The sequence below is a fragment of the Achromobacter sp. CF-sbj1-Ac2-l genome (assembly GCF_052698165.1).
The window spans coordinates 3,216,194-3,242,683 of the sequence record NZ_CP199855.1 but is presented as its reverse complement, the minus strand read 5'-3'; the positions used below and the strand labels follow the sequence as shown (position 1 = coordinate 3,242,683).

Below are 26,490 nucleotides of genomic sequence, written 5' to 3'. Positions count from 1 at the left end.
AGGACACGCATCATGAATTCCCTGAACCAGTTCTTCTTCGGCATCTATCCCTACATCGCCCTGACGGTGTTCCTGCTGGGCAGCCTGGCGCGCTTCGAGCGCGAGCAGTACACCTGGAAGACCGACAGCTCGCAGCTGCTGCATCGCGGCCAGCTGCGGCTGGGCAACATCCTCTTTCACGTCGGCATCCTGGGGCTGTTCTTCGGCCACCTGGTCGGCTTGCTGACCCCGGTGGTGGTGTGGGACACGCTGGGCGTGTCGCACACGCTCAAGCAGACGGTCGCCATGGTGGCCGGCGGCGTCATGGGCGGGCTGTGCCTGATCGGCCTGCTGATCCTGATCCACCGCCGCCTGAGCGACCCGCGCATCCGCAAGGCCACCCGGCCCGGCGACAAGCTGTTGCTGCTGTGGATCCTGGTGACGCTGCTGCTGGGCCTGTCGACCATCGCGCTGTCGGCCGGCCACATGGATGGCGAGATGATGGTGCGCCTGATGCACTGGGCGCAGCACATCGTGACCTTCCGCAGTGGGGCCGCCGACTTTGTGGCCGAGGTGCCGCCGCTGTTCAAGGCGCACCTCTTCATGGGTCTGACGCTGTTCGTGATCTTCCCGTTCACGCGCCTGGTGCACGTGTGGAGCGGCTTCGCGTCGCTGGGTTACCTGGGCCGCGCCTGGCAACTGGTGCGCCCGCGCTGAGCGGCAAGGAGGCCGACATGCCTGTGACCATCAATGGCGTCGAACTGACCGACGCCGACATGGAACAAGAACTGCCGCTGCATGCGGACGCGCCCAACCCGATGCGCGCCGCCACCACGGCGCTGGTGCTGCGGCGGGTGCTGCTGGACGAGGCGGCGCGGCTGGGGCTGGGGTCGGAATCGGAGCCCTTGTCCGAAGACGACGCCATCGGCGCCTTGCTGGCCCGCCAGGCCCAGGCGCCCGAGGCCGACGAGGCGGCCTGCCGCCGCTACTACCAGGCCAATCCGCAGCGCTTCATCGTGGGCGAGCTGATCGAGGCCGACCACATCCTGTTCCAGGTCACCCCCGGGGTCAACCTGGACATGCTGCGGGCCCACGCCAGCGCGGTGCTGGCGGACCTGCTGGCCGACCCCTCCGGCTTTGCCGAGGTGGCGCGGCGGCAGTCCAACTGCCCGTCGGCGGCGGTGGGCGGCAACCTGGGGCAGCTGGGGCGCGGCGACACCGTGCCCGAATTCGAGAAGGCGGTGTTCGCCTTGCCGGCGGGCGGCTTGCTGCCGCAGGTGCTGGAGACCCGCCACGGGCTGCACATCGTGCGCGTGACGCGGCGCATCGAAGGGCGCCTGCTGCCGTTCGAGCAGGTGCGCGAATCGATCGCCTCGGCCCTGGCCGCCGCCAGCCGCGACACCGCCTGGCGCCAGTATGCCCGGCTGCTGGTGGAGCGCGCCGACGTGCGCGGCATCGACCTGGGCGGCGCCGAGGACGACCGGGTGTTCGGGAGCCCGTCATGACACCCGCGCCCGCCCTGGCGGTGGCCCCGGCGGCCCCGGTCGCCGCCATGGCGTCCGCCGCGCCGCGGGGGCTGATCGACGGCTTCGGCCGCCGCATCGACTACCTGCGGGTCTCGGTCACCGACCGTTGCGACCTGCGCTGCGGCTACTGCATGCCCAAGGGCTTCAAGGGCTTCGAGGAGCCCGCCAACTGGCTGCGCCATGACGAAATGGCGCGCCTGGCGGGCCTGTTCGCCGGCCTGGGCGTGCGCCGCTTGCGGCTGACCGGCGGCGAGCCGCTGCTGCGCCGCGGCGTGGCCGGCCTGGCCGCCGCCATCGCGGCGCTGCCGGGGGTGGATGACCTGTCGCTGTCGACCAACGGCACCCAGCTGGCGCGCCATGCCGCCGCCTTGCGGGCGGCGGGCGTGCACCGCCTGAACATCAGCCTGGACACCCTGGACGCGGCCGCGTTCGGCCGCATCACCGGACGCGATTGCCTGGATGCCGTGCTGGCCGGGCTGCGGGCCGCGCGCGAGGCCGGTTTCGTGCCGATCAAGCTCAACAGCGTGGTGCATGCCGCCACGCCCGAGGCCGACGTGCGCCGGCTGCTGGACTACGCGCTGGCGCAAGGCTTCATCCTGCGCCTGATCGAGCCGATGCCGGTGGGCGATTGCGGCCGCCGCTATGCCCATGCCGACCTCGGCGAGCTGGGCGCGCGGCTGGCGGCCGACGCCGGCCTGGTGCCGGCGCTGGCGGGGCAGGGCGCGGGCCCGGCGCGCTACTGGAGCAGCGGCGGCGGCGCGCCGGTGCTGGGCGTCATCACGCCCATGTCGCGCCATTTCTGCGCCGCCTGCAACCGCGTGCGGCTGGGCGTGGACGGCACCCTGTACCTGTGCCTGGGCCAGGAAGACCAGGTGCCGCTGGGGCGGCTGCTGCGCGAGGGCGCCAGCGACGCCGACCTGGAACGGGCGATCCGCGCCGGCATCGCCGCCAAGCCGGAACGCCACGAATTCACCACCCGGCCCGAGCGCATCGTGCGTTTCATGTCGCAGACCGGAGGCTGAACCATGCGCGACATCGAACGGCTGGTGGACGGCTTCCAGCGCTTCCAGCATCAATACTACGAAGCGGCGCCGTCGCTGTACCGCAACCTGCGCGACGGCCAGCACCCCAGCACGCTGCTGGTGGGCTGCTGCGATTCGCGGGTCGATCCGGCCATGCTGCTGGGCTGCGACCCGGGCGACATCTTCACCGTGCGCAACGTCGCCAACCTGGTGCCGCCGCCCGACCGCGACCAGGGCCACCATGGCGTGCTGGCGGCGATCCAGTTCGCGGTCGAGCAACTCAAGGTCAGCCGCATCATCGTGCTGGGCCATGCCCAGTGCGGCGGCATCCGCGCGCTGATGGAGCGGCCGACGCGCGGCGACGGCGAACCGGACTACCTGAACCGCTGGATGGATATCGCCGAACCGGCGCGCCAGCGCGTGTTGAGCGACATGCCGGCGGCATCGCTGGCGGAGCACCGGCGCGCCTGCGAGCAGGCGTCCATCCTGATCTCGCTGCGCAACCTGGAGGCGCTGCCGTGCGTGCAGCGGCGCCTGCAGGCCGGCGACCTGACCCTGCACGGCTGGTACTTCGACCTGGTGGCGGGCGCTTTGCTGGCATACTCGGCCCGGGCGGACGCGTTCCTGCCCATTGTCTGTCCCTTGTTCACGGAGCCCGCATGACCCCCGTTTTCGGCATTGCCGGCCGCTCAGGCAGCGGCAAGACCACTCTGATCGAGGCCATGCTGCCGCTGCTGCGCGCGCGCGGCCTGAAGGTCAGCGTCATCAAGCACAGCCACCACGACTTCGAGATGGAGCCGCCCGGCAAGGACAGCGCGCGTTTCCGCCAGGCCGGGGCGCAGGAGGTGATGGTGGCGTCGCCGTTCCGCTATGCCATCGTGCACGAGCTGCGCGGGGCGCCGGAGCCGTCGCTGCAAGAGCAGTTGCTGCGCCTGGCGCCGGCCGACCTGGTGCTGGTGGAGGGTTTCAAGCAGGCGGCCATTCCCCGCATCGAGGTCTACCGTCCGGCGCTGGGCAAGCCGCCGCTGCATGCCGAGGACGCCGGCTTCCTGGCGATCGTGACCGACGCGGCGCTGGCCACGGACCTGCCTTGCCTGCCCCTGAACGACCCGGCCGCGGTGGCCGATTTCATCATCCGGGCGGTGCGGCAGGGTTGAGCGGAACGACTACACTGGAGTCTGCCAGCCGCGCGGCGTGCGCCTCAAGGCTGGCAATCGCCCAACCCGCTTCAGGCACGCCCGCGCGCAAGCCCAGTCCATGACCACACCCGATTCCCCCTCCGACGCCCAGGGCCTGCCGTCGCCACGCCACCGGCTGTCGACGCGCATCGTCGCCAGTTCGCTGCTGGCGTTGATCGTGGTGCTCGGCATGATCGGCCTGACGCTGTGGCTGTCGTGGCAGCTGGAAGGCGCGGGCGCGGCCATCAACGACACCGGCAGCCTGCGCATGCGCGCCAACCGGGTCGCGGTGGAGCTGATGCGGCCCGAGGCCGGGCGCCAGGCGCGCACCGAAGAGCAGGTGCAGTTGATGGACGACACCATCGCCCGCCTGGCGCGCGGCAATCCGGCCCGGCCGCTGTTCATTCCCAACGATCCGACCATCCGCCAGCATTGGCTGGGCGTGGCCGACTACTGGCGCGACATCATGCGGCCGGCGGCAATGCGCGCCATCGCCCGCGAGGACGCGGCCGAATACCTGGAGACGCTGCCCGATTTCGTTGCCCGCGCCGACGAGCTGGTGCGCATGATCGAGCAGGACAACGCCGGCAAGACCACCTCGCTGCGGCTGTCGCAGGGCGTGCTGGCGGCCATCGCCAGCGCCGGCACCCTGGCCATGATCTACCTGCTGTACCTGTGGATCATCGCGCCCGTGCTGCGCCTGCGCGACGGCCTGCAGCGCATGGCGGCGCGCGAGTTCAGCACCCGCCTGCCGGTCGAGAGCCAGGATGAATTCGGCGTGCTGGCGCGCGGCTTCAACCGCATGGCCGACGAATTGCAGAGCCTGTACACCGGCCTGGAGCAGCGGGTGGGCGAAAAGACCGCCCAGCTCGCGGCGCAGAACCGCGACATCGGCGCGCTGTACGACATGGCGGCATTCCTGAACCAGCCCAACGACATCGAGGCGATGTGCCAGGGGTTCCTGCGCCGCGTCATGTTGCAGTTCGACGCCGAGGGCGGCAGCATCCGCGCGCTCGACCCCGACAACGAAAAGCTCAACCTGGTGGTGTCGGTGGGGCTGTCCGAGGAACTGGTGGAATCCGAGCACTGCATGCGGGTCGACGACTGCTACTGCGGCGTGGCCACCCGCCAGGCCGGCGTCATCGTGATCCAAGATCTGCGCCAGGCGCCGTCGCAGGCGGAGCTGAACTGCCAGCGCGACGGTTTCGCCAGCGTGGCGGTGTTCCGCATCGTCACGCGCGACGAGGTGCTGGGCTCGTACTCCCTGCATTTCCGCCAGCCGCGCAAGCTGGCCGCGTCCGAATCGCAGTTGCTGGAAACGCTGGGGCAACTGCTGGGCGTGGCGCTGGACAACCGCCGCCTGGGCGCCCAGGCGCGTCAACTGGCGGTCGTGCAGGAGCGTGGCCTGGTCGCGCAGGGCCTGCACGACAGCCTGGCGCAAGGCCTGAATTTCCTCAACCTGCAATTGCAATTGCTGGACGCCGCCGTCAAGCGCGGCGACCAGGCCGAGGTCGAGGAGATCCTGCCGCTGCTGCGCACCGGCGTGGACGAAAGCTACAAGGACGTGCGCGAACTGCTGACCAATTTCCGCGACAAGCTGGGCCAGGGCGACCTGAAGACGGCCATCGAGGACACGGTCGAGCGCTTCCGCCGCCAGACCGGCGTGCGCACGGAGCTGGCCTTCAGCCAGGGCGTCGGCGCGCCGCTGGCGCCGGAGCAGCAATTGCAGGTGCTGTTCATCCTGCAGGAAGCGTTGTCCAACGTGCGCAAGCATTCCGAGGCCGACCGGGTCGACGTGGTGGTGCGCAACGACCGCGACTTCAACCTGCTGATCGCCGACAACGGCCAGGGCTACGATCCGGACGAAGTGGCGCAGCGTGGCGAGGCCCACATCGGCCTGCACATCATGCGCGAACGCGCCGCCCGGATGCATGCCTTGATTACAATGAAGTCCCGGCCCGGCGGTGGCACGCGCATCGCGTTGACCCTGCCCGACGCCGAACGCCAGGCCGCCTGACCCATCAAGACCATGCCCATCCGTATCCTGCTCGTCGACGACCACACCCTGTTCCGCTCGGGGATGCGCCTGCTGTTGCAGCGCCAGCCCGATTTCGAGGTCGTGGCCGAGGCCGGCGACGGCGTCGAGGGCCTCAAGCGCGCCAAGGAACTCAAGCCCGACGTGGTGCTGCTGGACCTGAACATGCCGGGCCTGTCGGGGCTGGAGACGCTGCAACTGCTGACCCAGGATCTGCCTTCCTGTGCAGTCATCATCCTCACCGTGTCGGAAGAGGCCGACGAACTCGGCCAGGCGCTGCGAGACGGCGCGCGCGGCTACCTGCTCAAGAACATCGACGCCGAGGCGCTCACCACCGCCGTCCGCCGCGCCGCCGGCGGCGAGCCGGTCATCGCCGAAAGCATGACGGCCAAGCTGGTCGAGCAGTTCCGCGGCCAGGCCAGCCTGGCCGCGCAGGCGCCGGCGGGGCAGGCCGAGCGCCATCGCCTGACGGCGCGCGAACGCCAGATCGTGCAGTGCCTGGCGCGCGGCGCCAGCAACAAGGTCATCGCGCGCGAACTCGACGTCAGCGAAAGCACGGTCAAGATCCACGTGCAGAACGTGCTGAAGAAGCTCAACCTGACCAGCCGCGTGCAGGTGGCGGTCTACGCCGTCGAACACGGGCTGCACGGCGACGATCCGGTCTGACGGCGCCGCGCCGGCTCGCGCTGGCCGCGCGGTTTGATCTGCGACAAGGCCACGGGCCGCGCCGGCCCCTAGACTGGCCGGCATGCAAATCCGAACCACTCCCCTGGAACTGGTGGCGCCGGCCGGCAGCCTGGCCGCGCTGAAAGCGGCGGTCGAGGCCGGCGCAGACACGGTCTACCTGGGCCTGAAGAACGCCACCAACGCCCGCAACTTCGCCGGGCTCAATTTCACCGAACGCGACATCCGCGCCGGCGTCGAACTGGCGCACAGCCGCCAGCGCAAGGTGCTGTTCGCCATCAACACCTTCGTGCAGGCCGGCCGCGGCCATGAATGGCGCGAGGCGGTCGACGCCGCGCATGGGCTGGGCGCGGACGCTGTCATCATGGCCGATGCCGGCCTGCTGGCCTACGCCCGCGACCGCTATCCCGACCTGCGCCTGCACCTGTCGGTGCAGGGCTCGGCCACCCACACCGACGCCATCGAACTGATGAAGGAACAGTTCGGCATCCAGCGGGTGGTGCTGCCGCGCGTGCTGACCCTGGCCGAGATCGCCCGTATCTGCGCCAACGTCAGCGTCGAGGTCGAGGTGTTCGGCTTCGGCAGCCTGTGCGTCATGGCCGAAGGGCGCTGCCTGTTGTCGTCGTACGCCACGGGCGATTCGCCCAACAACAAGGGCGTCTGTTCGCCCGCCAGTGCGGTGCGCTGGGTTGAGCAGGACGGCCGCCTGGATGCGCGCCTGAACGGCATCCTGATCGACCGCTATGGGCCTGGCGAGGCCGCCGCTTATCCGACGCTGTGCAAGGGGCGCTTCGAGGTCGACGGCCATGCCGACCATGCGCTGGAGGAACCGACCAGCCTGAACGCCATCGGCCTCTTGCCCAAACTGGCCGAGATGGGCGTGGCGGCGATCAAGATAGAAGGGCGCCAGCGCAGCCCGGCCTACGTCACGCAGGTGGTGTCCACGCTGCGCGCCGCGCTCGACAGCGCGCACGCCGATCCCAACCGCTACTCCCCCCGTCCCGAATGGAACGCCATGCTGGCGCGCCATGCCGAGGGATCCCAAGTCACGCAAGGCGCATTCGAACGTCCATGGAAATGAAACCCAAGGCTTTCCGCATCTCGGTCGGACCGTTGCTGTACTACTGGCCGCGCCAGCGCACGCTGGCGTTCTACGCTGAACTGGCCGACAGTCCGGCCGATATCCTTTACGTCGGCGAAACCGTCTGTAGCCGGCGCCACGAACTGCGCGCCGACGACTGGCTCGACCTGGCGCGCGACCTCGCGGCCGCCGGCAAGGAAGTGGTGCTGTCCGGCCGCACCCTGATCGAGACCGGCGCCGAAGCCTCGGCCCTGCGACGCCTGTGCGAGCAGCGGGATTTCATGGTCGAGGCTGGCGAGGCCGGCGCCATGCGCCACCTGGGCGGCCGGCCGTTCGTGGCCGGTCCGCACATGAACGCCTACCACGGCGGCACGCTGGAATGGCTGGCCGCGCGCGGCGCGACCCGCTTCGTCGCGCCGCTGGAAATGCACGTCAATGCGCTGGCGCGGCTGCTGGCCGAGCGGCCGGCCGGGTTGCAGGCCGAGATCATGGTGTGGGGCCGCATGGCGCTGGCGTTCTCGGCGCGCTGTTTCACCGCGCGCCACTTCCGGCTGAAAAAGGACGAGTGCGGCTTTCGCTGCATCGAGCATCCCGACGGCCTGGACATGCGCACGCGTGAATCGCGCGAGTTCCTGGCGATCAACGGCATCCAGGTGCAGTCGGCCGCCTGTCTCGACCTGCTGGACCAGGCCGCATACCTGGCCGACATGGGCGCCGACGTGCTGCGCGTCAGCCCGCAGTCGGCCGGCACGCTCGAAGCCATCGCGGCGCTGGACGCCGCGCGCGGCGGCCGCGCGCCGGAAGCGGTGCAGCCGCCGGCCGGCATCAGCCGCTGCAATGGCTATTTCCATGGACAGGCGGGGATCGCCTGGCAGGAGGCGCTATGAGCGACAGCCGATTCGCCGTGCCGGGTCTGGTCGCGCGCCTGGGCCGGCGGCTGCCCGCGCCGCTGGTGTCGCTGCACTTCGTCGCCGGGCTGGAGTTGGCGCGGCGTTTGAACTGGCTCAGCCCGCCGCCGGAACTGGAGGGCCGCAGCTTCGCCATCACCATCGAGGACCTGGGCCTGTGCAGCCGCTTCACCGTGCGCGGCGGCGTCTTTCGACCGATGTGGAACCGCGAGGCCTGCGAGCTGGAGCTGGGCGCGGGCGTGGCGGAACTGCTGGCCCTGATGCGCGGCGAGACTGATGCGGACACCTTGTTCTTCCAGCGTCGGCTGCGTATCTCCGGCGACACCGAACTGGGGTTGATCGTCAAGAACTGGCTGGACGCGGCGCCGCGTCCGGCCTGGCTGGAACGGCTGGGCGCAGGGGTGCAATAGGCGTGGCCGCGAAGGCGGCACGCGCCCGGCCGCGGATCTCAGGACGCCGCCGGTCCTTCCATGCGCCGCGCCACCCGCGACAGCGCCAGGCTGGCGCCGAAGTACAGCAGCGCCACCGCCAGGTAGACCTCGACGTGGTACGGTCGCCAGTCGGTGCCCGCCACCACCGCCTTGGCCGCGCCCAGCACGTCGAATACGCCGATGATGCTGACCAGCGAGGTGTCCTTGACCGCGCCCACGAACACGCCCAGCGCGGCCGGCGCCGCGATGCGGCGGGCCTGCGGCCAGATCACCGTCCAGTAGGCCACTGCCGGGCGCATGCCGAGCGCGCGCGCCGCCATCATCTGGCCCGGCGGAATCGCCTGCAGCGCGCCGCGCAGCACTTCGGCCAGCAGGCAGGCGGTATGCAGCGTCAGCGCGGCCAGCGCCATGCCGAACTTGGACACGCCGCCGCCCAGCAGCAGCGGCAGCACGAAGGAGGCGAACAGCAATTGCGTCACCAGCGGCACGCCGCGCACGGCCTCGATCAGCGCGGCGGCGGCGAGCGACCCGCCCAGGCTGCCGCCGCGACGTAGCAGCGCCAGGCCGAAGGCCAGCGGCAACGCGGCCAGCATCGCCGCGATCGCCAGGATCAACGTCACCAGCAGGCCGCCCCAGCGCAGCGGGCCGATGGCGCTGCCGCCCCACGGCCAGCCGCCCAGCGCGGCCGCCGTGACGGCGACCATCAGTGCGATCCACGCCAGGCGCGGGCGGGCCGCGAGCCGACCCACCCCCAGCGCGACCGCCACGGCGGCGAGCAGGGCGGCGCAGGCGACCAGCGCCTGCGCGCGGTCGGCCGGCGCCATGGCGCCGAACAGCAGCAACGGCAGGTTCTCGCCCACGGCGGCCCAGCAGGCGCCCGCGGCGGCGGCGCAGGTGGCCGGGCTGCCGCTCCAGACGGCGCGCAGCAACGCCCAATCGAGCAACGCCCAGCCGGCGGCGGCCAGCAGCAAGACCGTCAGCGCCGCGCCCAGCCAGCCGTTGATGCCGCGTCCCTCGCGCGCCAGCAGGCGCAACGCGGGCCGCTCGCCCAGGCGGGCGCCGTGGCTGTCGCCGGGGCCGTGGCGGGCGTGGCGCGCGTTCCAGGCCGACAGCGCGCCGCCCAGCGCCAGGGCCAGGCCCAGGTAGACGGCCACGGCCAGCGTGATGCCTTCCAGCGCCAGCCCGGTCTGGGTGATGGCGGTGTTGATCACGGCCATCAGCTCCTGGTAGCCGATGGCGATGGCCAGGGTGCTGTTCTTGACCAGCGCCAGGCACTGGTTGGCATACGGCGGCAGCGCTACGCGCGCGGCGTAGGGCGCGACGACGTGGCGCAGCACGCCCCAGGGCGTCAGCGCCATGGCCTGGCCGGCTTCCACCAGGCCCACCGGCACCGCCCGCACGGCGGCGCGCACGATGTCGGCGATGTAGGCGGCATGGAACACCACCAGGCCGATCACCAGGGCGGCGAATTCGATGCTGGGCTGCCAGCCGCCTTGCAGGCCCAGGCCGCGCTTGACGGGCAGATCGATGGTGACGCCGGGCAACAACGCCCAGGCCAGCGCCGTCGCCGCCAGCGCGGCCCAGGGCGCGGCGCGGCCGAGGCGATGACGCAGGCGCCAGCCGAGCAGCACGGCGCCCGCCGCCGCCAGCGCGTACGGCAGCCAGCCATGCAGCGCCGGCAATGCCAGCCCGCGGTTCGACAGCAGCACGGACGGCAGCGGCGTCCACGCCTGGCGCGCGTCCGGCAGGCGCAGCAAGAGGCCGTACCAGACGAACAATTGCAGCAGTACCGGGGTGTTGCGCAAGGGCGCGATGACGAGCGCGGCAGTGCGCGATGCCAGCGGCTGCGACGACAGCCGCAGCAGGCCCAGGCCGACGCCCAGCAGGGTGGCGAGCGGAACCGCCACCAGCGCGACCGTCAGCGTGTTCACCAGCCCGGCGGCGATCGACATCCAGTAGGGATCGTCGGGCGTCACCGGCAGCAGGCTTTCCGAAATGCGGAAGCCCGCCGGCTGGAACAGGAAGCCGAAGCCGCCGCGGATGCCGCGGGCCGCCTGCGTGGCCTCGATGTGCAGCAGCAGTAACGCCGCCAGGGCGGCAAGCCCCAGGGTCCAGGCGGCGGCTGGCCACCAGCGCCGCAGCGCGGCGTTCCAGGGCGAGGGGTGAAGGGCAATCATGTCTGTCCTGGCCTGCGCCGGAAGGCCCGGCGACTTCTCAAAAGCGCGCAGGCGAGCCGTCGGCCCGCCTGGCGGCAGCGCGTGCGTGAAGGCTTATTGGAACGGCGGCGAATACAGCAGGCCGCCCTGGTTCCATTGCCGGTTCAGGCCGCGATCGAGCTTGAGCGGCGTGGCCGCGCCCAGGTTGCGGTCCCACACCTCGCCATAGTTGCCGACGGCCTTGATCACGTTGCGGGCCCAGCCTTCGCCCAGCCCGAAGCTCTTGCCGATACCGGGGTCCAGACCCAATAGGCGGCGCACCTGCGCGTCGCTGCTTTGCGCCTGGCTGTCGACGTTCCTGGAGGTGATGCCCAGTTCCTCGGCGGCCACCAGCGCGTTGACGGTCCAGCGCACGATGGCGGTCCAGTTGGGATCGTCCTGGCGCACGAAGGGGCCGAGCGGCGACTTGTTGATGCGTTCGGGCAGGATGACGAAGTCGTCCGGATTGGCGGCGCGCGCGGCGCGGCTGGCGGCCAGCGTCGAGGCATCCGACAGGTAGACGTCGCAGCGTCCCGCGTAGAAGGCCTGTTCCAGCTCGACCAGGTTCTCGATCACCACCGGCCGATAGTTGAGCTTGTGCTTCTTGAAGTAATCGACCAGGTTCTGTTCGTTGACGGTGCCGGGCTGCACGCAGACCTGCGCGCCGTCCAGTTCGGTGGCGCTTTTCACGCCCAGCTTCTTCGGCACCAGGAAGCCCTGGCCGTCATAGAACACGATGCCGGCCGAGACGATGCCCAGGCCCGCGTCGCGGCCGGAGGTGATGGTGGTGTTGCGGTTGAGCACGTCGATCTCGCCGCCTTGCAGAGCGGGAAAGCGCTGCTGCGAGCTGAGCGGCACGAAGCGCGTTTTTTCCGGATCGCCCAGCACCGCCGCGGCCAGCGCGCGGCACAGGTCGGCGTCCAGGCCGGTCCAGCGGCCTTGCTTGTCGGCGATCGACAGGCCGGCCGAGCCCTGGCTCACGCCGCACACCAGTTCGCCGCGCTTCTTGATGGCATCGACCGTGGCGCCCGCCGTGGCGGCGTTGGCCGTGGACATCGTCATATGCGCCAGCGCCGCCGCCACCCCGGCGGCTTTGAGTAGAGAGATCAACCGCATGCCGTTCCCGTATTTGAAGTATGCAAGAAAGGCATGAATTCTAGGGCTGCGCATCGCCATTGTGAGCGACTGTATCGTCATATGGTTATGAGAACTTAGCCTTATCCAAATTCGCGTCATATACCTAGAATCCGTCCATACCAAGTTGCAGGATTGAAGAAGGTTGCGCATGAGCTGGCAGGATGAATTCCGGGAATGGTTTCCCATCACTCGCGACAAGGCCTACGCCAACATCGCCTACACCAGCCCGCTGGCGCCCAAGGTGGCCGAGGGCGTGGCCGCCTTCTTCGACGGCATCACCCATGCCCGCAGCGACAAGCCGCAATGGCTGCGCGATGCCGGCGCGCTGCGCGCGCGGCTGGCGCGGCTGATCGGCGGCGACGCGCGCCGGCTGGCCTTCACCAAGAACACCACCGAGGGCCTGAATACCGTGGCGCAGGGCCTCTCCTGGCAGGAGGGCGACAACCTGGTGGTCGACGACCAGGAACATCCCACCAATGCCTTGCCCTGGCTCAACCTGCGCCGTCGCGGCGTGCAGGTGCGGGTGCCGCCGTCGCGCGCGCACCGCTATACGGTCGATGACCTGTGGCAGCACGTCGACGCGCGCACGCGGCTAATCGCGGTGTCGTGGGTGCAGTACGGCACGGGCCTGCGCACCGACATTGCCGAACTGGGCCGGCGCTGCGCCGAGCGCGGCATCTGGCTGGTGGTCGATGGCATCCAGGGCGCGGGCCTGTTGCGCGCCGAGGTCGATGCCTGGGGCGTGGACGCGTTCGCCAGCGGCGCCCACAAGGGCTTCCTGGGACCCCTGGGCGTGGGCCTGCTGCACGTGTCGCCGCGGCTGCTCGACGCGCTCGATCCGCTGTATGTCGGCCCCTCGGAAGTCACCACGCTCGACAAGGCCGGCCTGCAGTGGCAGGTGGGCGTGTCCGATGCCGGCGACGCCCGCCGCCTGGAGACCGGCAATCTCAACTATCCCGGCATCGCCGGCTGGGCCGCGGCGCTGGATCTGATCGAGTGGGCGCGGCCAGAGCGCATCGAGCCGTGGGTGCTGGAGCTATCCGCCGCATTGAGCGACGGTTTGCGCGCCCAGGGCCTGCAGGTGGTATCGCCGGCCGACGCGGCGCTGCGCAGCACCACCACCGCCGTGCGCGTGCCCGATCCCGCCGCGGCGCTGGCGCACCTTGCCCGCGAGGGCGTGGTGGCCAGCATTGTGGAGTATGGTTACCTGCGCCTGTCCGTGGGCGCCTATAACAATCACGGGGACATCGACCGCATCCTGCGCGCCGCGCGCGGGTTCGCCGCCTGATCCCATCACCGATAACGCATTTTCGAGGAGCACTACATCATGACCGAAGCGAAGAAGCCCGACTGGCGGCTGGAAACCATCGCCGTGCACGGCGGCTACAAGCCGGACCCGACCACGCGTGCCGTGGCCGTGCCGATCTACCAGACCGTGGCCTACGCCTTTGACGACACCCAGCATGGCGCCGACCTGTTCGACCTGAAGGTCGCGGGCAACATCTACACCCGCATCATGAACCCGACCACCGACGTGCTGGAGCAGCGCGTCGCGGCCCTGGAAGGCGGCATCGCCGCGCTGGCGCTGGCCTCTGGCCAGGCCGCCGTGACCTACGCGATCCTGACCATCGCCGAGGCGGGCGACAACATCGTCTCGTCCAGCACGCTGTACGGCGGCACCTACAACCTGTTCGCCCACACGCTGCCGCAGTACGGCATCACCACGCGCTTCGCCAACCCCAGCGACCTGGCCGCCTTCGAGGCGCAGATCGATGAGCGCACCAAGGCCATCTTCGCCGAATCGGTCGGCAACCCGCTGGGCAACATCACCGACATCGCCGCGCTGGCCGAGCTGGCCCACCGCCACGGCCTGCCGCTGATCGTCGACAACACCGTGCCGTCGCCGTACCTGCTGCGTCCGATCGAGCACGGCGCCGACATCGTGGTGCAGTCGCTGACCAAGTACCTGGGCGGCCACGGCACCAGCCTGGGCGGCGCCATCATCGACTCAGGCAAGTTCCCCTGGGCCGAGCACAAGGCCCGCTTCAAGCGCCTGAACGAACCCGATGTCAGCTACCACGGCGTGGTCTACACCGAAGCCTTCGGCCCGGCCGCCTACATCGGCCGCGCCCGCGTGGTGCCGCTGCGCAACACCGGCGCGGCGATCTCGCCGTTCAATGCGTTCCAGATCCTGCAGGGCATCGAGACGCTGGCGCTGCGCGTGGACCGCATCGTCGAGAACGCGGTCAAGGTGGCCGGCTATCTGCGCGAGCATCCCAAGGTCGAGTGGGTCAACTACGCCGGCCTGCCGGACCACCCGGATCACGCCCTGGTGCGCAAGTACCTGGGCGGCAAGGCGCCCGGCCTGTTCACGTTCGGCGTGAAGGGCGGCCGCGAAGCCGGCGCGCGCTTCCAGGACGCGCTGCAGTTGTTCACGCGCCTGGTCAACATCGGCGACGCCAAGTCGCTGGCCACGCACCCGGCGTCCACCACCCATCGCCAGCTCAATCCCGAAGAGCTGCAGAAGGCGGGCGTGCGCGAGGAAACCGTGCGCCTGTCGATCGGCATCGAGCACATCGACGATCTGCTGGCCGATCTGGACCAGGCGCTGGCAAAGGTGTGAGGGGCATGAACATGATTTCCCGCAGGACCCTGTTGCAACTGGCCGCCGGGCTGCCCGCCCTGGCGGCGGCCCCGTCCATCGCGGCCCAGCCGGCCGCCGGCCGCGCCAAGACCTACGTGCTGGCGCACGGCTCCTGGCATGGCGGCTGGTGCTGGCGGCCGGTGGCCGAGCGGCTGCGCGCCGCCGGCCATCGCGTCCACGCGCCCAGCTTCACCGGCATGGGCGACCGCGCCCACCTGCTGCACAAGGGCATCACCATCGACACCTTCGTCGAGGACCTGGTGCAGGTGATCCAGAGCGAAGAACTGAACGACGTGATCCTGGTGGGCCACAGCTTCGGCGGCATCCCGATCTCGGGGGTGGCCGACCGCATTCCCGAGCGGCTGGCGCACCTGGTGTACTTCGATTCGATCGTGCTGCAAAGCGGCCAGGATGCGTTCTCGGTGTACCCCAAGGCCGACGCCGAGGCGCGCATCGCGGCCGCGTCCAAGGCCACCAACGGCCTGGCCGTGCCGATTCCCGACCCGCTGCCGGCGGCCTGGGGCTTCAAGCCGGGCAGCGCCGACGAGGCCTGGGTCAAGCGCCGCCTGACGACGCACCCGCTGGCCAGCTACACCACGCCCTTGACGCTCAGGCATCCCATCGGCAACGGCCGGCCGCGCACCTACATCCATTGCACCCAGCCCGAGCTGCCGGTGCTGGAGCAGTCGCGCCAATTGGTGAAGTCGCAGCCGGGCTGGAACTGGGTCGACATCGCCGCCCCGCACGAGGCCCACATCACGCACCCGCAGGTGCTGGCCGACCTGCTGCTGGGCCTGTCCTGACGCGCGGGCAAGTTGGGGGCCACGGCGCGCCCGATAGCGAGTGCGTAGGGTGCGCCGCGCCTCCGCGGGCCGCGGCCGGGACCGGCGTTCAGTTCAGGCGCCGCCGCGACGCCAGGCCGAGGGCGCCACGCCCTCGGTGCGTTGGAACACGCGGCTGAAGGCCGCCTGCGAGCGATAGCCGACCCGTTCGGCGGCGTCCGCGATGGCGGCGCCCTGGGCCAGCAGGCGCCGCGCCACGCGCATGCGCAGCAGTTGCAGCAATTGCGCCGGCGTGGTGCCGCTTTGCAGCGTGAAGCGGCGGTGGAAGGTGGCTTTGGACATGTGCACGTGGCGCGCCATGTCGTCCATGCTCCAGGGATCCGCCGGCCGCGCCAGGATCGCCTGCAGCAGGCCCGCCATGGCCGGGTCGCGCGCCAGCACGAACAGGCCGTGGGCCTGGCGGTCGTGGATCGCCAGGTGGCGCAGCATGAAGAAGATCAGCATGTCGGTGAGCCGCTCCAGCACCACCTCGGATGCGCCACCGTCGCGCGCGGTCTCGCCCAGGATCAGGTCGAACACGCCGCGCGCGCTCGCGTAGCGGGCATCGTCGGCGCGCAGCACCAGTATGTCGGGCAGCGTCTCGGCCACCAGGTCCGCCAGGCCCGGGCGGAATTGGAAGAAGCCGCAGGCCAGCCCGGTGCCGTCGGCCTGGCGCGGCAGCAGCGGGCGCATGTCGCGGCACACCGGAGCGTCGGCCGCGTCCAGCGGCGTCAGCGTGTGCGGCAGGTCGCGCAGGAAAAACACGCCGTCGCCCGCCGCCAGGGTCAGCGGCGCCTGACCCGTTCCCAGCTCGACGCGGCAGCGGCCGTGCAGGATAAGGTGGAAACTGGCGCGGGCCCGGCCGCTGGTGCTGGCCGACCAATTGCCGCAATACTGGCCCAGGTGATACAAGCTGGACTGCACCTCCAGGCTCGACAGCAGCAGGGCGTCGACGGCGGCTTGATCGGCGTTCGGGGCGGGCGAGGGCGGCATGGCGAAGTTGGCAAGGCGTGTGGCGGCCGTACTGGTATGGCGGCACGACCGGATCAGTTTGGCGCGATGATACGCGGGGCGCCTGGCTGGTTATAAGCGCATAGCTGAAAGTCGATAAGATCGAGCATCAGCTTGCGATCCGCGTGCATTGTCGCGCGGGGCGGGGCGCCCGCACAATCGAGTTTTCGTTGTTCCCATTCCGGAGACCCTCATGGCCCGTTTGCCCGTCCATACCGCGCAGAGCGCGCCCGAACCCACCCGCGCCGCCCTGGCCGCCGCCGAGCAGGGCGCCGGCTACCTGTCCAACCTGCTGGGCGTGCTGGCCAATGCGCCGGTGGCCCTGGAGGCCTACCAGACGCTATCGCAGATCAACGCCCGCGCCGGGCTGACGCTGCAGGAGCGCGAGGTGGTCCAACTGGTGGCCGGCACCCGCCATGGCTGCACCTTCTGCGTCGCCGGCCACACGGCGCTGGCGCGCAACAAGGCCAAGCTGTCGCCCGAGGTGGTCGACGCGCTGCGCGCCCAGGGCACGCTGCCGGACGAGCGCCTGCAGGCGCTGGCCGCTTTCACCGAAGCCGTGATCCGCACCCGTGGCCGCGTCAGCGACGCCGAACTGCAGGCGCTGCGCGAGGCCGGCTACAGCGACGGCAACGCGCTGGAGGTGATCGTCGGGGTGGGCCTGGCCACGATCTGCAACTTTGGCAACAACCTGGCGCAAACCCCGCTGAACGAGCAACTGGGCGCCTATGCCTGGAGCGGCGCGCAATGACGGCGCGGCAGCCGGACCCGCGACTGGCGCCCGGATTGGCCGCCTGGCTCGACGACCATGCCGGCGCGCTGGACGACGGCAGCCATGACGCCGCCGAGGTCCTGCCGCGATTGGCCGCGGCGGGCGTATTCCGCCTGGGCGTGCCGGCCGCGCACGGCGGCGCGCCGGGCACCGACATCGGCGACGCCATCGAGGCCGTGTCGCAGGTGGCCGAGCATTCCGTGGCCGCGGCCTTCGTGGCCTGGGGCCAGCGGGTTTTCATCGAGTACCTGCTGCGCAGCCCCAATGCCGCCTTGTCGCAGGCCTGGCTGGCGCCCTTGCTGGCGGGCGAGGTGGCCGGCGCCACCGCGCTGTCGAACGCCATGAAATTCCTCAGCGGCATCGAGTCGCTGCAGATCGGCGCGCGGCAGGATGGCGCGCACTGGGTGCTGGATGGCCGCATGCCGTGGGTCACCAACCTGCGCAAGCAGGGCTTCCTGGTGGCCGCGGCCGTCTCGGCCCCCGACGGCACGCCGGCCGTGGTGGCCTTGCCGCATGATATCGAAGGCCTGACGCGCAGCGCCGACCTGGATCTGTTGGCGCTGCAGTCCAGCAACACCGCGGCGCTGGATGTGCGCGGCGTGCGCATCGATCCGCAATGGCTGATTCACCCGGATGCGCGCCAATATCTGCCGCAGGCGCGGCCTGCGTTCGCGGGGCTGCAATGCGGCCTGTCCATCGGCCTGGCGCGACGCGCGTTGCGCGCCGCCGGCGAGGCGGGTCAGGGCCAGGCGTCGCGCGGCATCCTCGGCGAACCCTTGCAGGCGCTGGCGCGCCAGCTCGACGAGGCGACCGCGCGCCTGGTCGACGGCGTGCGCAGCGAACGTTTCGTGGCCGAACCCTGGCTGCTGTTCGAAAGCCGCATTGCGCTGGCCGAGATCGCCAGCCAGGCGGTGCAGCTCGAATTGCAGGCCAGCGGCGGCGCGGCCTACCTGAAGCCTGCCGGCGACGGTTTTGCGCGCCGCTGGCGCGAGGCCGCTTTCCTGCCCATCGTCACCCCCAGCCTGGTGCAGCTCAAGACCGAGCTGGCCAAGCGCCGGGCGCGTCTGGCGGCCGAGGGCGCCGCATGAGCGCGCCGCGTCCGGTGTTGCAGGCGCAGGGCCTGGCGCTGCGCTATGCGCAGGCGCCGGCCGACGTATTCCAGGATGTGGATCTGGTGCTGGACCGGGGCGAGGTAGTGGCGGTGCTGGGCGCCAGCGGCGCCGGCAAGTCGAGCCTGTTGCGCGTGCTGGCCGGACTGCAGCCTGCCAGTGCCGGCACGCTGCTGATGGAGGGCGCGCCACTGACTGGCGTGCATCCGCGCGTGGCGGTGGCGTTCCAGGATCCCGGCCTGCTGCCGTGGCTGTCGCTGGAACGCAATGTCGCTTTCGGCCTGGATTTCACCCATCAGCCCAGGCTGACCGCCGCCGAGCGCCGGTTGCGGATCGACCAGGCCATCGACGAGGTCGGCCTGTCGCACGCGCGCCAGTTGCGGCCGGCGCAGTTGTCCGGCGGCATGGCGCAGCGCACCGCGTTGGCGCGTTGCCTGGCGCGCCAGCCGGCGGTGCTGCTGCTGGACGAGCCGTTCGGCGCGCTCGACGAGGTCACGCGCGGCGAGATGCAGACACTGCTGCGCAAAGTGGTGGCCGACTTTCATACCGCCGCCGTCCTCATCACCCACGATATCGACGAAGCGCTGCTGCTGGCCGACCGCATCGTGCTGCTGGGCGGCGCGCCCGGACGCATCCTGGGCGTGTGGCCGGTGGACCTGCCGCAGCCGCGCGCCGATCTGTTGCCTGAAATGGGCGCGTTGCGCCTGGAAATCCTGACCCGCCTGCGCGATGCGCTGCGGGTCGCACGCGGCCAAGCCGCCAAGGAGCCTGTTGATGTGCCTTGAACACATGTCGCGTCGCGACTGGTTGAAACTGTCGGCCCTGCTGACCGCGGGCGGCGCCGCGCCGCTGTTGTCGGCATTCAATGCCCGCGCCCAGAGCGAGCCCGACGCGCCGGTGCGCATCGGCTACCTACCGATCACCGACGCCGCGCCGCTGCTGGTGGCGCATAACAATGGCCTGTTCGACAAGGCCGGCGTCAAGGCCGAGAAGCCGACCCTGCTGCGTAGCTGGGCGCAGGTGATCGAGGCCTTCATTTCCGGCCAGGTCAACGTGGTGCATCTGCTGTCGCCCATGACGGTATGGGCGCGCTTCGGCAGCCAGGTGCCCGCCAAGGTGGTGGCCTGGAACCACGTCGGCGGCTCGGGCCTGACGGTGGCGCCGGCCATCAACGGCGTCAAGGAACTGGGCGGCAAGACGGTGGCGATCCCGTTCTGGTATTCCATCCACAACGTGATGCTGCAGTACCTGCTGCGCGAGAACGGCCTGACGCCGGTGTCGCGCAAGGACGGCGCGCCGGCCGCCAACGAGGTCAACCTGGTGGTGATGGCGCCGGCCGACATGCCGCCGGCGCTGGCGCAGAACCGCATCGCCGGCTACATCGTGGCCGAGCCTTTCAACGCCGTGGCCGAGACGCTGGGCGTGGGCAAGGTGCTGCGCTTTACCGGCGACATCTGGCGCAACCACGCCTGCTGCGTGGTGTTCATGCACGAGCGCGACCTGCAGCAGCGGCCCGAGTGGTCGCAGAAGGTGGTCGACGCCATCGTCCAGGCGCAGTTGTGGATCCGCGACAACCGCGAAGAGACTGCCAGGCTGCTGTCCAAGGAAGGCATCAACCGCTATACCCCGCACGGCCTGCCGGCCTTGAGCAAGGTGCTGGCGCCGCCGCCGTCCGACCGCGAGCAATACCTGGCCAGCGGCGCGATCCGCCATGCCGACTGGGACGAACGCCGCATCGACTTCCAGCCGTATCCGTTCCCCAGCTACACCGAGGAACTGGTGCGGCGCCTGCGCGACACGCTGATCGAGGCCGACCGGGGCTTCCTGGCCGGGCTGGACCCCGCCCGCGCCGCGGCCGAGCTGGTCGATGACCGCTACGTCAAGCGCGCCATCGAGGCCGCGGGCGGCCTGCGGCGTTTCGGCTTTCCCGACGCCTACACCCGGACCGAGACGGTGCAGGCGTGACGGCGCGCGAGTCTGCCGCGGCGGGCGCGCGCGTCGCCGCACCGGTGACCGGCCCGGCGCGCGCCAGGCCGCCGCGCCAGGGGCTGCTCGCGCGCTGCGCGCTGGGGCTGGCCGGCCTGGCGGCGCTGATGGCGCTTTGGTGGCTGGGCACCGACGCGCTGGCGCCGGCCGGCGGCATGGCGCGGCGTTTCGCGCCGGGCGCCACCTTCGCCAGCCTGTGGGCATTGCTGACCGGTTCGGACCTGCCGTTGCATGTGCTGGTGAGCCTGCGCCGCGTGGCGGTGGGCCTGGGGCTGGCGTTGGCGATCGGCGTGCCGCTTGGCCTGGCCATCGGCAGCTACCGCCGTCTGGAGGCGGCGCTGTCGCCCGCGATGCAGTTCCTGCGCATGATCTCGCCGTTGTCGTGGATGCCGATCGCGGTGATGGTGTTCGGGGTAGGCGACGATCCGGTGTATTTCCTGCTGACCTTTGCCGCGGTCTGGCCAATCGTGCTGAACACGGCGGCCGGCGTCCAGCAGTTGGACGCGCGCTGGATGCTGCTGGCGCAAAGCGTGGCCGCGACCCGCTGGGAGACCCTGCGCCACGTGATCCTGCCGGGCGTGCTCGGGCATATCCTGACAGGCGTGCGGCTGGCGATCGGGATTCTCTGGATCGTGCTGGTGCCGTGCGAAATGCTCGGCGTGTCGGCCGGCATGGGGTACTTCATCCTGGACACCCGCGACCGCCTGGCCTATTCGGAATTGATGGCCATGGTGTTGTTGATCGGCGCGCTGGGCTTCCTGCTGGACGCCGCGGCGCGGGGCTTGTACCGCTACTGGCGCGGGTAGAGGCCGGCGGAGCTACTTGCGTGAACTCCTGCCCGGCGGGCAGATCAGGGCGCGCAGCTTGCGCTGGACCGGGTCGCGCGCGACCGGCGCGTTCGAAATGCCGGCCACCGGCAGCGATTCCACCAGCTCCCCGGTGGCGTCCGGGCCGGCATAGTGCTGGGTCGCGGTGATCGTGTAGGTGTTGTTGGTGCAGTTGATGGTGACGGGCTGCGTCACCGAGCCGTAGGGCTGGCCATTGGCCTCGGAGACCCGCGGCTGCGCGTAGAACCATGCCACCGTCGCCAGCATCACCAGCGGCCGCTCGGTCAGTTGCACGATCGAATCGCGGTCGTAGAACACGCCGGGCATGGACTGCGGCGCCAGCGGCTGCCAGGCCGGCGCGCCGCCAAAGACGATGCCGCGGGCATCCGGCGTGGCCGGCACGGCGCTCGCCGCGCAGGCGTCGGAGGGGACCGGATCGCCTTCGCGCGCCGTCACCACGGCGCAGGCATCGGCCGGCGTGGCCGGCGCCGCGTCCCCTGCCTGCGCCCAGGCAGGTCCCGCCAGTACAGCCAGGACCAGGGTGAGTTGCGCTTGCCTTGCTGTCATGGGGTCTTTCCTGTGGCACATCGGTGTGGGGTTTCCCCAGTATAGAGAAAGAAACCATGACGGCCGGGACCCGGCGGGGAGCGCGTCGCGGGGGTATAGTCTCGTCCGTTCGACAAGCGATGCCGACGCCGTGCCACGGGGCGCCGGCCGGGGTCGGAGGAGAGGCGACGACGATGAATATCAGGGTGCTCGCCGGTGCGGCGGCCATCGCCGTGACCGGGGTGCTGGCTTACGGGTTCTACCAACTCATGCCGGAAGGCGAGCCGCTGGCGCGCAGCGAAGTCATCGGCGAGCTCGACGGCCCGCCGCTGGCCGGCTATTCGCGCACGCGGCTGTACCGCTACGGCGAACATCAGTTCCTGGTGGGGCAACTGATCGCGGGCGACAAGGATGTCACCGGCCTGGCCAAGGCGCCGGTGCTGGACGCGTTGCTGCCGATTGCCTCGGACTGCTGCCAGCCGGAGGGCGCCGCCCGCGCCGAGGCCGCCTCGGCCGATCCGGCCCAGGGCATGCTGCAGGCGGCGGCGACAGCCCGCGACGTGCGCAACCTGGTCTACGGCGGCCGTGACAATGGCCGCTATGCGCTGCTTGGCTCGATCGGCGGCGACACCGGCGTCACGCTCATCGGCGGGCCGCAGGGGCAGACCGTGTACCTGCTGGGCGGCAACGCGCGTGGCGGCGACCGGTCCGCCGGCAGCGATGTCTGGCGTTCCGACGACCAGGGCGCGCACTGGCGCTACGAGCCCGACGTGCAACTGGGCGGGCCGCGTCGGTTCACCGTGTTCCTGACGGGCGACCGGGTCATGGCGCTGGCGGACGGCGCCGGCGACGAGCGCCTGCTGGTCAGCGAGGACGGCGCGCGCCACTGGTCGGCGCTGTCCTTGCGCGAGCAGGTCTGGCCCGACGCCGACAGCTACGGCCGGGCGTTCCAGGAACACCTGGGCCCGGGCCGCGCCGCCACGGATCAACTGGCGTACGGCTGGTCGCTGTACCCGCTGGCCGCCGACCGCGCGGTCGGCTGGAGCTGGCGCGACCGCGTCACGGCCGGCGTGGCGCGCCGTATCGAGACCCGGCGCTTCGAGATACGGTTCCAGGACGGCGCCTCGCCAGCGTTCCGCATCGCCCACGACGTGGCGGCCGTGCCGCCACAGGATCCGCGCTCGCAACCGCGGGTAGGGCAAGCCGAATACGCCACCGCCGACAACCGCATCTACCGGCTCGATCCGGCCGACAGCAACTGGCACGAGCTGGCGGCCATGCCCGCGGTGCGTGGCCAGCGTACCTGGATCGGCCAGGCCTGGTTCGGCCGCAACGGCTGGGTGGTGCAGACTTATGCCGACCACCTGTTCTCGTTCAATGACTACACCCGCACCTATTTCCACACGCGCGACCAGGGCCGCACCTGGCGGCCGTTCCAGCTATCGCCGGACCAGGAGCGCGGCCTGCTCGGCCTGGACGCCGCGGGCGAGGGCGTGCTGGTGCACGTCGAGCGCGGGGGCAAGACCATCATCGTGCGCTATGCGCTGGAGTGAGACATGACGCTGACCGTGCGCGAGGCGCGGGCCGCCGACCTGCCGGGGTTGCGCGCGCTGTTCCTGGCGACGCGCCGCGAGGCCTATCCCTGGCTGGCGCTGGCCAGCCTGCGCGCAGCCGACCTGGACGCGCAGACCGAGGGCGAACGGCTCTGGGTCGCGCTGGCCGCGGACGACGCCCTGGCAGGCTTCGTGTCGCTGTGGGAGCCGGACGACTTCATCCACCACCTGTATGTGGGCCGCGCCTGGCAGCGGCGGGGCGTGGCGCGGGCGTTGCTGCGCGCCTTGCCCCGCTGGCCGTTGACGCGCTACCGACTCAAGTGCCTGCGGCGCAACGCCGCGGCGCTGGCCTTCTACCAGGCCTGCGGTTTTGTGGAAATCGGCGCGGGCACGGGCGAGGACGGCGACTACCTGCTGCTGGAATCGCGCGGCGACCAGCCGCCGCGCGCCGAGGCCTGAGCCTCGCGGCTTCAATCGGCCTGCACGTAGTCCGGATAGCGCTTACAGATCTCGGCCACCTGGCTGAGCGTGCCCGACAGGTGCTCGCGCAGCGCCTGCTGCGCGCGCGCCGCGTCGCCCGCCGCGATCGCGTCCAGCACCCGCTGGTGGTCGTCCATGATGCGCTCGGCCTTGCCGGCCTCGGGCAGGTGCAGGCGGCGCAGTCGGTCGACATGGCCGCTGTAGCGTTGCTCCATGTCCCACAGCGCGGCGACGCCGGCGGCCGCGTGCATGTCGCGGTGGAAGGCCTGATCGGCCGCCATGAATTCCTGGTACTGGCCGGCGGCGTGGCAGACGCGCTGGCGGTCGATGCTGGCCTGCAGCCGCTGGACCAGCAGGGGGTCGGGTTGCTGCGCCAGCACGTGCACGATTTCCAGCTCGATCGACCGGCGCAGGAAATGCGCCTGGCGCGCCGCGGCGATGTCGATGCGGCTGACCACCGTGGTGTGCTGCGGATAGATCTCGACCAGGGCTTCCTCGGCCAGTTTCATGAGCGCGTCGCGGATCGGCGTCTGGCTCAGGCCGTAGGCCTCGGCCAGCGTCACGCGCGACAGCGGCGCGCCGGGCGCCAGTTCGAGGGACATGATCTGTTCGCGCAGATGTTCAAAGACTTGCGGCGCGGCGTGTCGCGAGCGGTCCAGTCTGAGCTTGGGGCTGGGCATCGGAGCGAAGTTCGGTAAAGGGGCGGGACGGGGGAATGCAGCCGCAGTGTAGCGGGTTTTCACCTAGCTGACGCACTAATGTATTAGTGTTTAAATGGTTCGGTCAATGATTTCGCCTTCTTCCTTTCACCGCATCCCAGGATCCGCTTCCCTCATGAAACGCACCTACGAAAGCCTGCGCAGCGCCGCCTGGATGGCCAAGGACGACCTGCGCTCGTTCGGCCATCGTTCCCGCATGATGCAGATGGGCTACGGCCCCGACGACTGGGCCGGTCGCCCGATCATCGCCATCATCAACACCTGGTCAGACCTGAACCCCTGCCACAGCCACTTCAAGCAGCGCGTCGAAGACGTCAAGCGCGGCGTGTTCCAGGCCGGCGGCTTCCCGGTGGAACTGCCGGCCATCTCGGTGTCGGAATCGTTCGTCAAGCCCACCACCATGCTGTACCGGAACATGCTGGCGATGGAGGCCGAGGAACTGCTGCGCAGCCACCCGGTGGACGGCGCCGTGCTGCTGGGCGGCTGCGACAAGACCACGCCGGGCCTCTTGATGGGCGCCATCAGCGCCGGGCTGCCCTGTGTCTACGTGCCCGCCGGCCCGATGCTGCGCGGCAACTGGAAGGGCAAGATCCTCGGCTCCGGCTCGGATGCCTGGAAGCTGTGGGACGAGCGCCGCGCCGGCAAGATCACGCAGGAACAATGGACCGAGGTCGAAGGCGGCATCGCCCGCAGCTACGGCACCTGCATGACCATGGGCACGGCCAGCACCATGACCGCCATCGCCGAGGCCATCGGCATGACGCTGCCGGGCGCCTCGTCGATCCCGGCGGCCGACGTCAACCACATGCGCATGTCGGCCGAATGCGGCCGCCGCGTGGTCGAGATGGTGTGGGACGACCTGACGCCGCAGCGCATCCTGACGCTGGCCTCGTTCAAGAACGCCATCAACGTGGCCATGGCCATGGGCTGCTCCACCAACGCCATCATCCACCTGGTGGCCATGTCGCGCCGCGCCGGCCATCCGGTGGGCCTGGACGACTTCGACGCCGCCAGCCGCAAGGTGCCGGTCATCGCCAACATCCGGCCCAGCGGCGACAAGTACCTGATGGAAGACTTCTTCTACGCCGGCGGCCTGCCGGCGCTGATGTCGCGCCTGGAAGGGCACCTGGACCTGTCCGCCATGACCGTCACCGGCAAGACGCTGGGCGAGAACATCGCCGGCGCCGAGGTCTACAACGACGATGTAATCCGCAAGCTCGACACCGCCATCTACGACGAGGGCGCGCTGGCGGTCCTGCGCGGCAACATCGCGCCGGACGGCTGCGTCATCAAGCCCAGCGCCTGCGCGCCGCAATACCTGCAACACACCGGCCCGGCGCTGGTGTTCGACGACTATCCCAGCATGAAGGCCGCGGTCGACGACGAGAACCTGGACGTCACCGCCGATCACATCATGATCCTGCGCAACGCCGGCCCGCAGGGCGGACCCGGCATGCCGGAGTGGGGCATGCTGCCGATCCCCACCAAGCTGGTCAAGCAGGGCGTGCGCGACATGCTGCGCCTGTCCGACGCCCGCATGAGCGGCACCAGCTATGGCGCCTGCATCCTGCACGCCGCGCCCGAGGCCTACATCGGCGGCCCGCTGGCGCTGGTCAAGACCGGCGACCTGATCACCGTCGACGTGCCGGCCCGCAGCATCCACCTGAACGTCAGCGACGAGGAGCTGGCCGCGCGCCGCGCCGCCTGGACGCCGCCGCCCAAGCGCTACGAGCGCGGCTACGGCTGGATGTACTCGCAACACATCCTGCAGGCCGACGAGGGCTGCGACTTCGACTTCCTCGAAACCAGCTTCGGCGCGCCCGTGCCGGAACCGGAAATCTTCTGA

At 70.5% G+C, this 26,490-nt stretch carries 26 protein-coding genes; 21 read left to right on the top strand and 5 right to left on the bottom strand.

What is annotated here, in order from left to right:
• The first annotated feature begins 12 nt into the window (after nt 1-12).
• The 10 genes from narI (at nt 13) to ubiT (ending at nt 8,823) form a co-directional block, all read left to right on the top strand.
• Complete coding sequence (gene narI, locus ACUDCK_RS14825; RefSeq protein WP_116791123.1) at nt 13-696, top strand: respiratory nitrate reductase subunit gamma; 684 nt, start codon at nt 13-15, stop codon at nt 694-696.
• Between the two features lie 17 nt (nt 697-713).
• The gene (locus ACUDCK_RS14820) at nt 714-1,484 is read left to right on the top strand and encodes a peptidylprolyl isomerase (protein WP_116791124.1); all 771 of its coding nucleotides are present in this window, start codon (nt 714-716) and stop codon (nt 1,482-1,484) included.
• Nucleotides 1,485-1,531: 47 nt separating this feature from the next.
• Complete coding sequence (gene moaA / locus ACUDCK_RS14815) at nt 1,532-2,527, top strand: GTP 3',8-cyclase MoaA (RefSeq protein ID WP_116791181.1); 996 nt, start codon at nt 1,532-1,534, stop codon at nt 2,525-2,527.
• 3 nt (nt 2,528-2,530) lie between these two features.
• Nucleotides 2,531-3,190 (top strand): carbonic anhydrase, encoded by a 660-nt coding sequence (locus ACUDCK_RS14810; RefSeq protein ID WP_175167979.1) that lies wholly within the window; start codon nt 2,531-2,533, stop codon nt 3,188-3,190.
• Nucleotides 3,187-3,684: a molybdopterin-guanine dinucleotide biosynthesis protein B gene (mobB, locus tag ACUDCK_RS14805; RefSeq protein ID WP_026384272.1), complete on the top strand. Its 498-nt coding sequence runs from the start codon at nt 3,187-3,189 to the stop codon at nt 3,682-3,684. Before ACUDCK_RS14810 ends, mobB begins: the two co-directional genes overlap by 4 nt.
• A gap of 100 nt (nt 3,685-3,784) precedes the next feature.
• Nucleotides 3,785-5,722: a type IV pili methyl-accepting chemotaxis transducer N-terminal domain-containing protein gene (locus ACUDCK_RS14800; RefSeq protein WP_175167978.1), complete on the top strand. Its 1,938-nt coding sequence runs from the start codon at nt 3,785-3,787 to the stop codon at nt 5,720-5,722.
• 12 nt (nt 5,723-5,734) lie between these two features.
• Nucleotides 5,735-6,406 (top strand): response regulator, encoded by a 672-nt coding sequence (locus ACUDCK_RS14795; RefSeq protein WP_116791128.1) that lies wholly within the window; start codon nt 5,735-5,737, stop codon nt 6,404-6,406.
• Between the two features lie 82 nt (nt 6,407-6,488).
• Nucleotides 6,489-7,505, top strand: coding sequence for a ubiquinone anaerobic biosynthesis protein UbiU (ubiU, locus tag ACUDCK_RS14790; RefSeq protein WP_175167977.1), 1,017 nt, complete (start codon nt 6,489-6,491; stop codon nt 7,503-7,505).
• On the top strand, nt 7,502-8,392 hold the full coding sequence (locus ACUDCK_RS14785) for a U32 family peptidase (RefSeq protein WP_175168015.1): 891 nt from the start codon (nt 7,502-7,504) through the stop codon (nt 8,390-8,392). Before ubiU ends, ACUDCK_RS14785 begins: the two co-directional genes overlap by 4 nt.
• The gene (gene ubiT / locus ACUDCK_RS14780) at nt 8,389-8,823 is read left to right on the top strand and encodes a ubiquinone anaerobic biosynthesis accessory factor UbiT (RefSeq protein WP_175167976.1); all 435 of its coding nucleotides are present in this window, start codon (nt 8,389-8,391) and stop codon (nt 8,821-8,823) included. The genes ACUDCK_RS14785 and ubiT overlap by 4 nt, the downstream gene beginning before the upstream one ends.
• A gap of 38 nt (nt 8,824-8,861) precedes the next feature.
• On the opposite strand, the gene ACUDCK_RS14775 is transcribed toward ubiT, so the two are convergent.
• Entirely contained in the window at nt 8,862-11,021 is a 2,160-nt protein-coding gene (locus tag ACUDCK_RS14775) for an ABC transporter permease subunit (protein ID WP_336235373.1), read from the bottom strand.
• A gap of 93 nt (nt 11,022-11,114) precedes the next feature.
• Nucleotides 11,115-12,155, bottom strand: coding sequence for an amino acid ABC transporter substrate-binding protein (locus ACUDCK_RS14770; RefSeq protein ID WP_175167975.1), 1,041 nt, complete (start codon nt 12,153-12,155; stop codon nt 11,115-11,117).
• 169 nt (nt 12,156-12,324) lie between these two features.
• Here ACUDCK_RS14770 and ACUDCK_RS14765 point away from each other — a divergent pair, with 169 nt between their 5' ends.
• Genes ACUDCK_RS14765 through ACUDCK_RS14755 form a run of 3 tightly spaced genes read left to right on the top strand, consistent with a single transcriptional unit; the run spans nt 12,325 to nt 15,623 of the window.
• Complete coding sequence (locus tag ACUDCK_RS14765) at nt 12,325-13,464, top strand: aminotransferase class V-fold PLP-dependent enzyme (RefSeq protein ID WP_054504245.1); 1,140 nt, start codon at nt 12,325-12,327, stop codon at nt 13,462-13,464.
• Nucleotides 13,465-13,503: 39 nt separating this feature from the next.
• Nucleotides 13,504-14,799 (top strand): O-acetylhomoserine aminocarboxypropyltransferase/cysteine synthase family protein, encoded by a 1,296-nt coding sequence (locus ACUDCK_RS14760; RefSeq protein ID WP_054416933.1) that lies wholly within the window; start codon nt 13,504-13,506, stop codon nt 14,797-14,799.
• 5 nt (nt 14,800-14,804) lie between these two features.
• Nucleotides 14,805-15,623, top strand: coding sequence for an alpha/beta fold hydrolase (locus ACUDCK_RS14755; RefSeq protein WP_231132949.1), 819 nt, complete (start codon nt 14,805-14,807; stop codon nt 15,621-15,623).
• A gap of 93 nt (nt 15,624-15,716) precedes the next feature.
• Here the strand turns inward: ACUDCK_RS14755 and ACUDCK_RS14750 are convergent, their stop codons facing one another.
• Nucleotides 15,717-16,634, bottom strand: a complete 918-nt coding sequence (locus ACUDCK_RS14750; RefSeq protein WP_064525380.1) for an AraC family transcriptional regulator — start codon at nt 16,632-16,634, stop codon at nt 15,717-15,719.
• A gap of 211 nt (nt 16,635-16,845) precedes the next feature.
• Here ACUDCK_RS14750 and ACUDCK_RS14745 point away from each other — a divergent pair, with 211 nt between their 5' ends.
• The 5 genes from ACUDCK_RS14745 (at nt 16,846) to ACUDCK_RS14725 (ending at nt 21,325) form a co-directional block, all read left to right on the top strand.
• Nucleotides 16,846-17,403 carry a carboxymuconolactone decarboxylase family protein gene (locus ACUDCK_RS14745; protein ID WP_054504242.1) on the top strand — a complete coding sequence of 186 codons (558 nt, stop codon included), beginning with the start codon at nt 16,846-16,848 and terminating at the stop codon, nt 17,401-17,403.
• Nucleotides 17,400-18,512 carry an acyl-CoA dehydrogenase family protein gene (locus ACUDCK_RS14740; RefSeq protein WP_175143837.1) on the top strand — a complete coding sequence of 371 codons (1,113 nt, stop codon included), beginning with the start codon at nt 17,400-17,402 and terminating at the stop codon, nt 18,510-18,512. The genes ACUDCK_RS14745 and ACUDCK_RS14740 overlap by 4 nt, the downstream gene beginning before the upstream one ends.
• Nucleotides 18,509-19,318 (top strand): ABC transporter ATP-binding protein, encoded by an 810-nt coding sequence (locus ACUDCK_RS14735; protein WP_054504240.1) that lies wholly within the window; start codon nt 18,509-18,511, stop codon nt 19,316-19,318. Before ACUDCK_RS14740 ends, ACUDCK_RS14735 begins: the two co-directional genes overlap by 4 nt.
• A complete protein-coding gene (locus tag ACUDCK_RS14730; RefSeq protein ID WP_054504239.1) occupies nt 19,308-20,498 on the top strand; it encodes an ABC transporter substrate-binding protein in 1,191 nt (396 codons plus the stop codon). The genes ACUDCK_RS14735 and ACUDCK_RS14730 overlap by 11 nt, the downstream gene beginning before the upstream one ends.
• Before the next feature lie 128 nt (nt 20,499-20,626).
• A complete protein-coding gene (locus ACUDCK_RS14725) occupies nt 20,627-21,325 on the top strand; it encodes an ABC transporter permease (RefSeq protein ID WP_082402005.1) in 699 nt (232 codons plus the stop codon).
• Nucleotides 21,326-21,337: 12 nt separating this feature from the next.
• Here the strand turns inward: ACUDCK_RS14725 and ACUDCK_RS14720 are convergent, their stop codons facing one another.
• Nucleotides 21,338-21,913, bottom strand: coding sequence for a surface-adhesin E family protein (locus ACUDCK_RS14720; protein ID WP_054504238.1), 576 nt, complete (start codon nt 21,911-21,913; stop codon nt 21,338-21,340).
• Between the two features lie 173 nt (nt 21,914-22,086).
• Here ACUDCK_RS14720 and ACUDCK_RS14715 point away from each other — a divergent pair, with 173 nt between their 5' ends.
• Together ACUDCK_RS14715 and ACUDCK_RS14710 are read left to right on the top strand one after the other, a co-directional pair.
• Nucleotides 22,087-23,445: a hypothetical protein gene (locus ACUDCK_RS14715; protein WP_116791137.1), complete on the top strand. Its 1,359-nt coding sequence runs from the start codon at nt 22,087-22,089 to the stop codon at nt 23,443-23,445.
• 3 nt (nt 23,446-23,448) lie between these two features.
• The gene (locus ACUDCK_RS14710) at nt 23,449-23,904 is read left to right on the top strand and encodes a GNAT family N-acetyltransferase (RefSeq protein WP_064525368.1); all 456 of its coding nucleotides are present in this window, start codon (nt 23,449-23,451) and stop codon (nt 23,902-23,904) included.
• Between the two features lie 11 nt (nt 23,905-23,915).
• On the opposite strand, the gene ACUDCK_RS14705 is transcribed toward ACUDCK_RS14710, so the two are convergent.
• Entirely contained in the window at nt 23,916-24,605 is a 690-nt protein-coding gene (locus tag ACUDCK_RS14705) for a GntR family transcriptional regulator (RefSeq protein WP_054504235.1), read from the bottom strand.
• A gap of 154 nt (nt 24,606-24,759) precedes the next feature.
• Between ACUDCK_RS14705 and araD the strand changes: the two genes are divergently transcribed.
• Nucleotides 24,760-26,490: an L-arabinonate dehydratase gene (gene araD, locus ACUDCK_RS14700; protein ID WP_063581779.1), complete on the top strand. Its 1,731-nt coding sequence runs from the start codon at nt 24,760-24,762 to the stop codon at nt 26,488-26,490.

Coding starts and splice junctions, on each gene's coding strand:
- narI (WP_116791123.1), top strand. CDS start 13: ATGAATTCCCTGAACCAGTTCTTCTTCGGCATCTATCCCTACATCGCC.
- ACUDCK_RS14820 (WP_116791124.1), top strand. CDS start 714: ATGCCTGTGACCATCAATGGCGTCGAACTGACCGACGCCGACATGGAA.
- moaA (WP_116791181.1), top strand. CDS start 1,532: ATGGCGTCCGCCGCGCCGCGGGGGCTGATCGACGGCTTCGGCCGCCGC.
- ACUDCK_RS14810 (WP_175167979.1), top strand. CDS start 2,531: ATGCGCGACATCGAACGGCTGGTGGACGGCTTCCAGCGCTTCCAGCAT.
- mobB (WP_026384272.1), top strand. CDS start 3,187: ATGACCCCCGTTTTCGGCATTGCCGGCCGCTCAGGCAGCGGCAAGACC.
- ACUDCK_RS14800 (WP_175167978.1), top strand. CDS start 3,785: ATGACCACACCCGATTCCCCCTCCGACGCCCAGGGCCTGCCGTCGCCA.
- ACUDCK_RS14795 (WP_116791128.1), top strand. CDS start 5,735: ATGCCCATCCGTATCCTGCTCGTCGACGACCACACCCTGTTCCGCTCG.
- ubiU (WP_175167977.1), top strand. CDS start 6,489: ATGCAAATCCGAACCACTCCCCTGGAACTGGTGGCGCCGGCCGGCAGC.
- ACUDCK_RS14785 (WP_175168015.1), top strand. CDS start 7,502: ATGAAACCCAAGGCTTTCCGCATCTCGGTCGGACCGTTGCTGTACTAC.
- ubiT (WP_175167976.1), top strand. CDS start 8,389: ATGAGCGACAGCCGATTCGCCGTGCCGGGTCTGGTCGCGCGCCTGGGC.
- ACUDCK_RS14775 (WP_336235373.1), bottom strand. CDS start 11,021: ATGATTGCCCTTCACCCCTCGCCCTGGAACGCCGCGCTGCGGCGCTGG.
- ACUDCK_RS14770 (WP_175167975.1), bottom strand. CDS start 12,155: ATGCGGTTGATCTCTCTACTCAAAGCCGCCGGGGTGGCGGCGGCGCTG.
- ACUDCK_RS14765 (WP_054504245.1), top strand. CDS start 12,325: ATGAGCTGGCAGGATGAATTCCGGGAATGGTTTCCCATCACTCGCGAC.
- ACUDCK_RS14760 (WP_054416933.1), top strand. CDS start 13,504: ATGACCGAAGCGAAGAAGCCCGACTGGCGGCTGGAAACCATCGCCGTG.
- ACUDCK_RS14755 (WP_231132949.1), top strand. CDS start 14,805: ATGAACATGATTTCCCGCAGGACCCTGTTGCAACTGGCCGCCGGGCTG.
- ACUDCK_RS14750 (WP_064525380.1), bottom strand. CDS start 16,634: ATGCCGCCCTCGCCCGCCCCGAACGCCGATCAAGCCGCCGTCGACGCC.
- ACUDCK_RS14745 (WP_054504242.1), top strand. CDS start 16,846: ATGGCCCGTTTGCCCGTCCATACCGCGCAGAGCGCGCCCGAACCCACC.
- ACUDCK_RS14740 (WP_175143837.1), top strand. CDS start 17,400: ATGACGGCGCGGCAGCCGGACCCGCGACTGGCGCCCGGATTGGCCGCC.
- ACUDCK_RS14735 (WP_054504240.1), top strand. CDS start 18,509: ATGAGCGCGCCGCGTCCGGTGTTGCAGGCGCAGGGCCTGGCGCTGCGC.
- ACUDCK_RS14730 (WP_054504239.1), top strand. CDS start 19,308: ATGTGCCTTGAACACATGTCGCGTCGCGACTGGTTGAAACTGTCGGCC.
- ACUDCK_RS14725 (WP_082402005.1), top strand. CDS start 20,627: ATGGCGCTTTGGTGGCTGGGCACCGACGCGCTGGCGCCGGCCGGCGGC.
- ACUDCK_RS14720 (WP_054504238.1), bottom strand. CDS start 21,913: ATGACAGCAAGGCAAGCGCAACTCACCCTGGTCCTGGCTGTACTGGCG.
- ACUDCK_RS14715 (WP_116791137.1), top strand. CDS start 22,087: ATGAATATCAGGGTGCTCGCCGGTGCGGCGGCCATCGCCGTGACCGGG.
- ACUDCK_RS14710 (WP_064525368.1), top strand. CDS start 23,449: ATGACGCTGACCGTGCGCGAGGCGCGGGCCGCCGACCTGCCGGGGTTG.
- ACUDCK_RS14705 (WP_054504235.1), bottom strand. CDS start 24,605: ATGCCCAGCCCCAAGCTCAGACTGGACCGCTCGCGACACGCCGCGCCG.
- araD (WP_063581779.1), top strand. CDS start 24,760: ATGAAACGCACCTACGAAAGCCTGCGCAGCGCCGCCTGGATGGCCAAG.